The 12,245-nt window shown below is 49.0% G+C and carries 5 protein-coding genes; all 5 read left to right on the top strand.

Going from position 1 to position 12,245, the window contains the following annotated elements:
- Position 1 precedes the first annotated feature (1 nt).
- Entirely contained in the window at positions 2–451 is a 450-nt protein-coding gene (gene ytfJ, locus ACOBQJ_RS01855; protein WP_421070005.1) for a GerW family sporulation protein, read from the top strand.
- A gap of 116 nt (positions 452–567) precedes the next feature.
- Complete coding sequence (locus ACOBQJ_RS01850; RefSeq protein WP_421070004.1) at positions 568–1,443, top strand: Ku protein; 876 nt, start codon at positions 568–570, stop codon at positions 1,441–1,443.
- 573 nt (positions 1,444–2,016) lie between these two features.
- Positions 2,017–2,970 (top strand): non-homologous end-joining DNA ligase, encoded by a 954-nt coding sequence (gene ligD, locus ACOBQJ_RS01845; RefSeq protein WP_421070003.1) that lies wholly within the window; start codon positions 2,017–2,019, stop codon positions 2,968–2,970.
- A 316-nt stretch (positions 2,971–3,286) separates the two neighbouring features.
- Positions 3,287–8,374, top strand: coding sequence for a hypothetical protein (locus tag ACOBQJ_RS01840; protein WP_421070002.1), 5,088 nt, complete (start codon positions 3,287–3,289; stop codon positions 8,372–8,374).
- Positions 8,375–8,444: 70 nt separating this feature from the next.
- The gene (locus tag ACOBQJ_RS01835) at positions 8,445–12,236 is read left to right on the top strand and encodes a transglutaminase domain-containing protein (RefSeq protein ID WP_421070001.1); all 3,792 of its coding nucleotides are present in this window, start codon (positions 8,445–8,447) and stop codon (positions 12,234–12,236) included.
- Positions 12,237–12,245: the final 9 nt, after the last annotated feature.

Here is a 12,245-nt window from a genome sequence, read left to right as displayed (position 1 = left end):
CTTGCCTGAACAGCATCCGATAGAAGGTTTAATGAAGACGGCGATGGAAAGCATAAAAGAAATGGTGGACGTGAACACAGTAGTCGGGGACCCGGTGGAAGCTCCGGACGGTACCGTGATTATTCCAATCTCCCGTGTGGCTTGCGGTTTTGCAGCCGGCGGCGGTGAGTTTGAAATCAGCGCCGACCGGGGGGAAGGAGAGAACCAGATGCCTGCTTTTGGCGGCGGCAGCGGGGCCGGTGTATCAGTAAAGCCGATCGGTTTCCTGGTGGTTGGCAACGGCCAGATCCGCCTGCTGCCGGTGGACGGGAACGCCATTTATGACCGGTTGATAGACGTCGCGCCGCAGGTTTTGGCGCAGATCCAGTCCATGTTCGGGCGAGGCAACGGGCAGTCCCAGGCCAAGACAGCGCCGCAGGCGCCGGGGACCGTGCCTCCGGTATTATCATGATTTTGTACCCGGGTAAGCAAAAAGCCCGGGTTTTTACTTTTTATTCTCAGCCGCATTAGTTTAACAGCGGAGGAAATAATAGAGGAAATAAAAACAGAATGATTTGAGGTGATAAAATGCGCTCCATGTGGAAAGGCGCCATAAGCTTCGGCCTGGTTTACGTGCCGGTGAAGCTCTACGCCGCAACCGAGCATAAAGATATAAAGTTCAATTACCTCCATAAGAAATGTAAGAACCCCGTACAGTACAGGAAATACTGCCCTTACTGCCAGACAGAGGTCTCCATGGACGACATCGTGCGCGGGTATGAATATGAAAAGGGCAAGTACGTTATCCTCGAGGACGAAGACTTTGCGCAGGACACGGCCAACGGACCTGGAAAGAACATTGAGATCCTTGACTTCGTCGACCTGTCCGAGATCGACCCGGTCTACTACGAAAAATCATATTACCTGGCGCCGGGAGACGGGGGAGCCAAGGTATACGAGCTTTTAAAAAGGGCCATGGATGAGACCGGCAAGGTGGCCGTCGCCAGGGTGATGATCCGCAGCCGCGAGAGCCTGGCGGCGATCAGGGTCAGCGGCGGGACCATAGTGATGAGCACCATGCATTACCCGGACGAGATCAGGCAGCCCGGCGCGCTGACTGAACTGAATTACCAGGTCAGCCTGCACGATAATGAAGTTAAAATGGCGGTCAGCCTGATTAACAGCCTGTCGGCGGAGTTCCAGCCTGAGAAATACACAGACAAGTACAGGCAGGGGCTAATGGAAAGAATTCAGGCCAAAATCGCCGGGGAAGCTGTTGAAATGCCGGCCAGGCAGGAAACCGGCAAAGTTGTCGACCTTATGGAGGCGTTAAAGGCGAGTATTAATTTAGCTAAGGAAGAAAGAGACCAGAAAAAAGCGACGAGGGAGAACAAATCCACGGCAGATACCGGCGCTGAAAAATTAACGGCCGCAAAAACCCGTGCCCGCAGAAAGACATCCTAATTGGGTCGTGAGACGTGAGACGTGGGACGTGAGGCGTGTGAAGTGTCTTGTGACATGTATTTCCAAGTGCAATACTAATCCATACTCCTTGGGACAATCCCCTGTCATGCAGGGCGGGCTTCAGCCCGCCAAGTGTGTCAAGGGGACGGTTCCTGTGACACGCTCATAGATTCTTATCAAGAGAGCAAAGCCGGTTAGATAACAGTGTCATGAGAGCGTGTCAAGGGGACGGTTTGCCGAGCGTGTCTTGGGGACGGTTTTGTTGACACGATTTCTAATATTAAGTCTTGAGACAAAAGCGTGTCAACAGAACTGTCCTCATGACACGCTCGAGAGAATAAGCCTCTTAGAAATAACCGTCCTCATGACACGGTCAAAATAGACTGTAAGCCATTATCAAGGGTTGAAAGACTAAAAAGGATTGCAGGATATATTCACGACTCACTACTCACGTCACACGGCTCTAATGCCAGCGGATTTCAACACCATAGAGACTTTGCCTGCAAACCCGTGCGGGAGATATCCCGCTTATTAGACGTCCGAATCGGTTTTAGCATCGGAGGTTAAATTGCTATGGAAGTTTTGCCTCTTCTTCGCCCCATGCTGGCCACAAGCTCCAAGCCTTATAACAGTGATGGACATCTCTTCGAAGTTAAGTGGGACGGCTACCGCTGTCTGTCCTACCTGGAAGGAAACACCACGGTCCTGTATTCGAGGAACGGCATTGACCTGACCGCTAAATTCCCGGAATTGGCCAGGCTGCACGAGAAGGTCAACAGCGCGCCGGCGATACTCGACGGGGAAATTGTTGTCTTTGAGGAAGGGAAGCCGTCCTTTGCCGCCCTCCAGTCCCGGGGCCGGATGAAAGATCTCAAAACAATCGGCCGGACCTCACTGGAGCGCCCGGCTGTTTTTGTGGTTTTTGACGTGCTTTATTCAGGCGGTGAAAATGTTATGGACCTGCCGCTTGTCAACCGCAAGGAACTGCTGGAGGAGATCGTTACCGGCAATGAAGAGATCGTCATATCTCAATTCGTAAAGAAGGACGGTCTGGATTTTTACAGCGCATGTGTTGCTCAAGGCCTGGAAGGCGTCATGGCGAAGAAGCTCGACAGCTCCTACCTGCCGGGCAGGCGTTCACCTTACTGGCAAAAATTCAGGCATACCAGGGAAGCCGACCTGGTTATCTGCGGCTACCAGCAAGGATCTTCCGGCAGGGGACTTGGCTCCCTGGTGTTGGGGGGTTACCGTGATGGTATGCTTGTTTACCAGGGCAAGGTCGGGACCGGTTTCAGTGAACAGGAAGCAGGGGCGCTGCTTGAAGGGTTGCGTAAGCTGGAGGTGGCGGAGGAGACACTCAAAGTCCCCAGGGAGGAAAAACGGCGCACCATCTTTGTGCGGCCTCTGCTGGTCTGCTCAGTCGAATATCTCACCACCACCAATGAAGGCTTTCTCCGCCACCCCGTATACCGGGGCATACGCCGGGACAAGACGCCGGAAGAATGTCCCGCTGTCGAAAGGCAATAGAGCAGCTATTATTAACATTACCCTCACTAGTCAACTGCAATTCATCAGACAGATAGAATCTGTTCCATGTCCACCCCTGTCGCATACTCCTCCTATGATAATCAACAATTTTTAAAAAATATTTTCCATTCCTTACATCATTCGACATAAAAATTACATTTCATGTGATATAATGCAATATCTTTATTTATATGACAAATATGTTATATCATAACTTAAATACATCATTAATGCAATATTAAGTATTTATGGGGGTGATGTTTAAATACAGAATGGGTGGCTTCATAATGGCTATAAAGTACATTGAGGTGATGAAATGAAAAGGATTTCATTTTTAGCAATAATAATTTTATCCTGCTTTTTTTTATGTGCCGCATATCAGGCCAAAGCGGAAACAGTCTTAAATAACGTTTACAGTGGTGATCAATTCGCGACGTCTCTGGAATGGCTGCGGGCTAACCAGAATGAAGACGGTTCATGGGGACCGGATGACGAAATGAAGCAGTTGAATACTCTTACGGTAGTCCGGACACTGGGCTTGTACGGGTATCTGACTGAAAGCTATAACAAAGGAGTAATTTGGCTGCAGGCCAATCCACCGCAGAACAATGATTATCTGGCAAGATATTTAAGCATACCCGATTTGGCCACACCGGAAAAAATCAACGAACTGACTGGCGCTCAAAACAACGACGGCGGCTGGGGCGTCTCAGCCGGGTATGCCAGCGACAGCCTGGACACAGCCCTGGCCATGGGCGCTTTGTTGAATAAAGAAGGCTACGATCAGGAAATATCCCGCGCCGCTGAATATTTGCTGAGCAAACAAAATCCCGATGGCAGCTGGGGTTTGATCGAAGGCGGCAAAAACAGCGTTTACCTTACCGGGCTGGCGAGGAAAGCGCTGCTTGAGTACCAGGATAAATACAGCCTTGACCTCACAGAAAATCTGGGCAGGGCTGCAGACTGGCTGCTGGCCAATAAAAACGGTCAAGGCGGCTGGGGGGAGGCGGAGGAGACCGTTTATCTCACTTGCATGGCTTATGGCGGCCTGGCAGCGGATATGTGGCAGAGTTTGCAGGAAGTGCCCGCCTATCTGGAATCACAGCTGCTGCCGAACGGCAGTGTGAGTGACAGCCCTTACCTGACCGCCCTTGTCCTTGGATCGCTGTCATTTGAATATGTTGAAACCGTAGTTGAATTAACTGATTTGAAATTGTATGCCTATGGCAATGAAACCAGCTCATTTGAGGCCAAAAGCAGCGTTGAAATAAAGCCGTTTTATACCGGGCGTAACGTTGTTCTGGAAGCTGCGGTGATAAGCCAGACTGGGGATAGGTATATTGTCGAAAAGGACAGCCTCGGCAGGTTTTACTGGTATACCGGGCTGAACCAGGCGGGGGATTACCAGGCCGAGGTGGTCTTGAAAGATTCAGGCGGCCAGGTCCAGGGGACCCTGACCAAACCGTTCACCATTTTTCCTTTTCTGGAAATTCCACAGTCCTATCTTGAAGTCATTCCGGGCGTGACAAGGTTGGACAACCCTGTGTCACCTCTGGCAAAACTTTATATAGATTGTGAAATTAACTATGCAGATCCGGTAAGCGTTGTATATAGCGTTTACAGCAGTGTCAGCGGCAGCGTGTACGAATCCGGTTCTAATGTGCTGCTGCAAAAGGATATACCAATAGTCTTGCATAGCGGTGAAAATTTTATTGATCTGGACAATTTCACGGTTGACTGCTCAGTGCCGACGAACTACACGATTGAGGCGGAAATCGGTTATCAGGGTGAAATCCTCAGCAGCAGAAAAGCCGTTTTCAGAGTTATGGAGAATATAGATTCTTACTACACGGATGATGAAGATTTTGACGGCGGCGTCATGAAGAATCTGAATCATGATGAGGTGCATGACCAGCTGCAGTTGAACAAAACCATGGAGGTATATCCATATATCTGGATAGCGAATGCAGCGGAAGGGACGCTATCCAAACTAAATACCCAAACAGGAAAAGAAGTTGCCCGTTACCGCACCGGTCCGGGTTCGCCAAACCCCGATCCTTCCAGGACAGCTGTGGACAAGGACGGCAACTGCTGGGTGGCTAACCGCGGCAACGGCACAGTAGTAAAAATTGCTGTGACCGGAGGAATTGATAGAAACAATAACGGGATCATCGATACCTCCAGTGACATAAACGGAGATGGCAAAATTTCTTCCAGTGAGATGCTTCCCTGGGGCCAGGATGAGGCTGTGCTTGTGGTTACAACGGTGATAGCGGGAGATACAAAATCCCTTCCGCGAGCTCTCGCCATTGACAAACAGGGCAGGATCTGGGTCGGTTTGTATAACAGAAGCAGATATGTGGTTTTAGATTCTGACGGCATTCAGACGGGAATAACAGTGGGAACCGTCAAGCCACCTTATGGCGCTTCCATTGACAGCAGCGGCTACCTGTGGTCGGCTTCGACAGATAACAATTCAATTGACAAGATCGATACAAATAATGCTGTATTCGGCAAGAGTTATAATGTCGGCAGAAACACCTACGGCATTGTGGCTGACAAGAACGGAATTGTCTGGTCTCCAAGCTATAAATCGGGCTACCCGCTGACCAGGTTTGACCCTGTGGCGGAAAGCTACACCCGCCATTACGGGGACGGAAGCCAGGGGCGGGGGGTTGCAGTAGACCGCGACGGAAATATATGGGCGGCTTATTCCGGCAACCATAAATTGAACAAATACAGTCCCAGCGGCGATTTTCTGAAATCAGTAACCCTGTCTCCTCTGGGTAAAGGACCAATAGGCGTGGGTGTGGACGGTGACGGTTACATTTGGGCGGTTAACCAATCCACGAGCAACGTCACCAAGCTCAGCACGGACGGGACTATTATCGGTTATTACCCCGTGGGGAGAGGCCCCTATACCTACAGCGATATGACCGGGTTTAACCTGAAAAACATTACTTATCCCGAGGGGGTCTGGTCCGCAGTCTATGATGCGGGAGTGGATGATTATCAATGGGAGAGAATCGCATGGCACTCACAGGTTCCCGATGGGACCGGGCTTACGGTGGGCGCAAGGGCTGCCAACCAGCTTGAAGATCTGGATCAGGCGGCCTACTTACAAGTTGAAAATGGACAGACTATTGAGAATCTAACGGGGCGTTTTATCCAGGTTGAAGTTAAATTTACTTCAACTAACCAGCTATCTCCGGTACTTGAAGATATCAATATCGGCGGGTCCGGTGATATTCCCTTTGCTGACGCCGGTCCCGACCAGGTTGTACCCATGACTGCAAGCGACGGCGCCAAAGTTATACTGGACGGTACTGGCTCTTATGATCCCGGCGGCGGCCAGCTGACATACAGGTGGACATGGAGCGGCGGCGAAGCGGCAACTCCCCAGCCTGAAGTCACATTTCCCGAAGGGAAGACTGTGATCAGCCTGACCGTGAATAACGGAACAGCTAATTCCATTCCGGACCAGGTTGAGGTTACAGTAGTTGGCCCGAGCAGTATGAATACAAGTATTTTAACCGACAAGAACGTCTACCTGCCCGATGAAACTGTCCAAACCGCCGTCTACGGCCAGAACCTGAGCTCGCTTTCGAGAAACCTGGGGCTGGTGGTAGACATAATAGACGAAAACGGGGCTGTTCTCGATATTATTACATCTGAGACAGCTGTTTCATGGAACCCTGGTGAAAGCAAAGAATTCAGCAGCGCCTGGAACTGCGGAACCAGGTTGTCCGGAACATACAGAGCCAGGGCCACCTGGACCGAGGAGAATAAGGTAATAGGCGTAAACACGGCAGAATTTCAAATAAGCTCTGACGGCAGCCCGGACAATACTGTGACCACTGACAAAATAATGTACACGGCAGGCGAGAACGCCCAGATCGTGGAAACTGTGCAAAATACCAGCAGCAACGCCATCTTGTCGGATCTCACAGTAAAAACAGAAATACATGACAAGGACGAACAGGTAGTCTGGGATAAGTCAACTCCCATACGGGAGATCCTGCCGGGCGCCTTCTGGCAGTATAAGAGCAGTTGGGGAGTGGCCCAGGCTGTATACGGCGACTACAACGTGGTTTCGACAGTATATCAGGGTGACCTGGTACTTTGCCTGGACAGCGCGCAGTTCAGCGTGTCCTCATCCGTGTATTCCGGACAGGGGGTCACCGGCAGCCTGAACGTGCTGACCAAGAATATCTACCCCGGCGACGATGTCTCCATGGAGTATACTCTGACCAACCAGGGCAACACGGACCTGCAAGGCATTCAAGTAAGAATAACCATAGCAGACCCTGTAACCGGGGAAGTTGTTGATACAATCATGGATAATATTAGTCTGGCCTTCAATGAAACCATTTCTGATACCTTGACCTGGAGCCACGATATCCTAAAACCGGGCAATTACCTGGTTGTATGTGATGTGACACTCGATGACGAAGTGGTCGTGCCCCTGGACAGCAGCTATTTCACAGTAAAGGATCCTTACGAAGTAACCATGCAGCGGGTAGTCAGGCCCAGGGTGCTGGTCTGGGCGGAAAGCCAGCTTAATACAGACATGGCCGCCACTGTATTAAACGAAATGCAGGTTTACTACCGCATAGTCAATAACCGTGACGCATTTTTTACAGAACTTCAGAGTGGCCAGTACAACACCTACGTAATGCTCAACAAATCACTTCCGCTTACAGACCACGACGACCTGGTCCTCACAGAAGAGATCGCGGCAGGGAAAGGACTGGTGGCAACGGGCGGCTCCAACGGGGACAACCTTAAACAGTTCAACCTGTTTGGCATAAAGGAAATCGGGTCAGTAAACTCCAAGGGTTATATCACCAGCTTTATATCCGGTTCTCCACTCGGCGAATTTAACCTGAACGGCACCGGGACTGTCCAGAGAGTCCTTTTGACGGGCGGCCAGCAGGTAGCCTCAATTATCACTGAAAAAGTTACCCTGCCCGGAGTGATCACCCACCAATACGGAGAGGGCAAAACCGTGCTGATGACCTTTGACCTGGGTGAGGCCGGCCCTGCCGCCGAAGCGTACACGCTGTTCCGCAGCTCATTGGAGAGAGTGGCGCCGGTGCAGGAGGCCATGGGAAATGTGGCCGAGGTAGAAATAAAAGTCCAGGGCATGGCCGCGGTGGAAGCCATGCTCAAAGAGGAATTTCCTGCCGGTACGGAAATACTGTGGGTCTCACCGGAGTTTACTTCCGCTGATCCGACTTCATGGCAGTTCAGCACCGTTCCGGACCAGGAATACACCTTCCGCTATGTTGTCAGGCTGCCCGGCGGCACGGGCGATGTGGACCTGTTTACCGGTTCCTGCTACCTGGCAGCCGGCGAGTACAGGCTTTTCAAATCGACGCTTTTGACCATCAGCGTGCCTTAAAGAATATCGCGGGGGCGGGCATAGGCACGCTCCGCCATATGCATAGATAAAGTACGGGAGGGTAAAACAAATGATCTTTAAGAAAAAACACAAGATTTTTATTAAAATAATAACCCTGATATTGGCTGTAACCTTTTCCTTTAACTTTGTGTTCCCCACGAACCTGGTGTATGCCGCCAGTCAGTATGAACAGCACGGTTTAAACGGCCAGGGCGAGGGAGCTAAAAACGGACCAAAAACCAAACTGGGTTCGTTAAGCCAGGGGCTGTCAGGACATTTTAAGGAGATAAAAGGACACGCAGGCAAGAAAGAGGTAGGCAGCCTGCGCGCTTCGGTAAAAAACATAAAAAAGGCATTGGCGGATTCAAAAAGAGGTGTATACCAGGAATTTGACGATAATGAATCAACCCTGAAAAAGATTGGGGCTTCCACTGCCGTTGCCCGCCAGCGGGAATTCAGGGACCAGTTCCGGAAAAAAACCGCCGAACTGGAAGCCATTATCGAAGAACTTGACAGCATTTCAAACCAGGGCGAAACATTTGACGCAATTGAGGCGGCGGGACTAGATGAGAAGCTTACACGCATGCAGGAACTGATCACCGTCGAGGAGGAGCACAACCCTCTCGGCAGCGACCTGCCCCACCGTAATATTCAAATGCAGCCGCCGCCGCCAGCTATCGGTGGCGGCATAACCCCCGCTTATATGAGTTCGGAAATGCAGGCTGCCGGTTCCGTACTGCCATGGCAACCAACTCCCGAAGACCTGGCCGAAACCAGGGAAACCAGGTTCACGCCGGATATTATAGAAATGGCGGATTCATTAAGCAGCAATCCGGTGGAAATATACGAGTCAGTAAGAAACAATATTACATTTGAACCCTATTACGGCTCCCGCAAAGGCGCCACCGGCACACTCCAGCAGTCCAGCGGCAATGACTTTGACCAGGCGTCGCTCTTAATTGCCCTTTTACGCTACAAGAATATACCAGCACGTTATGTGACCGGCACCGTGGAGATACCGGTTGACAGGGTAATGAGCTGGACAGGAACCGAGACACATGCGGCCGCTGTACAGGCACTTGGTTCTATGGGTATTCCGGTAACCTCTGTCGTTACTGAGGGAAGTATAGCTTCCGTACAACTTGAACATACCTGGGTAGAAGCCTACGTACCCTATGAAAACTACCGGGGAATAGGTTCTGGAACAGGTGAGGCAGTTTGGGTTCCTCTCGACCCCAGCTTCAAGCTGAACAATAAGATACAAGGGTTGAACCTGGAAGAAATAACCGGTATAAGCAGAGAAGACCTGCTTGCCGTTTCCAGTAACGCCGGAGTCATATCCCCGGATGGCTTAAGCGTTACCCGTGTTGATACCACTGAGCTTGAAACCTTAATGAATACGGCAATTGACAGGATAAATACCTATGTGCAGGAAAATAACCTGGAAAGTGCAAAAACCGTTGACATCACCGGGGGAATGGAGTTAATACCCGAAAACCTTGGTGTGCTCCCTCTGACACTGCCTTACAATACAGTCTCCATAGCCCAGGAACTGACAGCCATCCCTGACAGTCTGTGCGACTGGGTCGGATTCAGTATAAAAGGGGCAAATCCGTTCGGGCTTTTCTTTGATGATACCGAAGACTTCAGCTACAGAGCGTTCACTGCCGACCTTCACGGAAAGAAAATAACCCTGTCATGGGTTCCAGCCACGGTTGAGGACGAAAACGTACTAAACCATTACGGCGGCATATTTAATACGCCCCCATACCTTTTGCAGATGATACCCCAGCTTAAGATTGACGGTCAGATTGCTGCTTCGGGTAACCCCGTGAGCCTTGGGTACAGGCAGGAATTTACCCTTACCTTGGGTAGCCCGGGTATGCCCGAAGAAAAGGTCGTAAATCCAGTATTTGCAGGAGCGTTATATTGCATAGGTTTAGACCTCGGAAGTATATCAGTTGACGAAATAAACAAGATAGCAAGTAACCTTGAGAATTTAAAGGCTGTTGTCAATGAAAGCAACATCTACAGTGAAGAAGGCATGGGAGAAATACTGGATGCCGTGGTTAAAGGTTACTTTGGGCAGGTAGATGCCATAAATAACCTTATCGCAAACCAGTATGGGGTTAAATCCACAAGATTTCTCAGTGAGGGAATCTCAGGCTACAATCCAAAAATCGGCTATATGTTTTACGCTCCTGTAGAAATCAGCGAAGGCGGGCTGTTTATAGATGTAGACCGTGATGCAGTCGGTATAGTAAGCAAAAATGGAGATCGACAAGCTGGAAAAGCATATATGCTTTCAGCCGGAATTATCGGCTCAGCCATGGAGCATGGCATCTTTGAGCAAATGATGGAAACACCTTCAGTATCCACGATCAAAGTTTTGCAGGAAGCCAACGCCAGAGGAGTGCCGATATATGCGGTAACAAAAGAAAACATAGAAGATGTTCTGCCCAATCTGGATGTAAGCCAGTCAGTTAAAAACGATGTTGTAAATGCCGTAAACGCCGGCAAAACCGTAACGATACCGGGCAGGAGCATCCAGTATTATGGCTGGAGCGGTACCGGTTATATCATACTGGATCAGTCATCCGGCTCTGCGGCATATATGATCACCGGTGGTCTCGCCGGCGGTTCGATGACCCTGGATGAGGTCCTGGCAAAATATGTTGAAAGTCTAATAAACGGTATAATTGGGATTGCGCTTTTTGAGATAGGTAAACTAATTCTTGCTGCAGCGTTACCTGGGTTGATAGGATACTTCTATGTGGTGGCTATTGGGCTCGTGGCTTACTACGCCTATGATTTAATTGTTAGATATATAACGGGTGATGAGCATACCAGACAGGAAGTGATGATTGAATTAGTGGCTGCTCTCACGTTGGGTGTGGCGGCAAAAGTAATTACAGACATTGCGCCCATAAAGGGTCTCGTGGATCGCATGAAGCTGATAGGTGTGGAGCGCAATGTAACATGGGATTTTGTCAGGACATACGGTATACGGCGTATAAACGAAGCTGAGACGGTGATTACTTTCTTTAAGAATTACGGCATGTCAAATGATTTGTTGGCAGTAATCTCTGAAAGCTTTGACAGACAGATAATAAACCTGGTAAAAAACACGCTTGAAGAGTCAACTGTTAAGTTTACTGAAGCTGATATCAATGTTATCGTTTCATTGTTCAAAAAGGTTTCTAATTACGATGAGGGAATATCCCTAAAATCAGATATAATTGTTCTAAGTAATAATGGCATATATCCGGCAGCTTACGATGGTTTAGGTATTAGATCACCATTTTTCTTGAAATGGGTCGTTGGCAATATCGAGGAAATAGTTCAGTTTCTCTTTGAGAAAGATAATTTACTTCTCCCAGAACCTTCAGGAATAGATCCTGGAACTATAGCGGATAGAGTCATTGACGGAAAGGATGTAGTATTTAACGATTCTAATAAAGTTGGATATTTAAGAGCAAGAGTTGAATTTGAATACCTTACTGGAAATTATATTAGTAGTAGAGCTCCTACATTTAAGGGGGTTGATGATTGGATTGGCACAGAAGTAATAAGTTGCAAGACTTATGATACTAGAGCTAAATCTAACCAGGGGATTAAACTTGGTAATAATATAATTAGGGATATTAGAAAACTGTTTGAGTTTGAAGGACATAGATTAAAAGATTTAGAGGTTTTATATCCTGATGATTATAATTCAAAGGCGATAAGAATCGGGATCCCTGATTACAAATTAACGTCAGAACAGCTTCAGGGAATACAAAATGCTATTCAGTTTGCAGAGGATAACCTGGACCCTGTAACAAATAAAACCATTAGAGTTGAAATATTTGTTTTAAAATAGAATAAAGGA

The sequence above is a fragment of the Pelotomaculum propionicicum genome, from assembly GCF_048984525.1.
GTDB lineage: Bacteria > Bacillota > Desulfotomaculia > Desulfotomaculales > Pelotomaculaceae > Syntrophopropionicum > Syntrophopropionicum propionicicum_A.
Note: the sequence above shows the minus strand (reverse complement) of the source record. Positions and strands in the feature narration are given on the sequence as shown.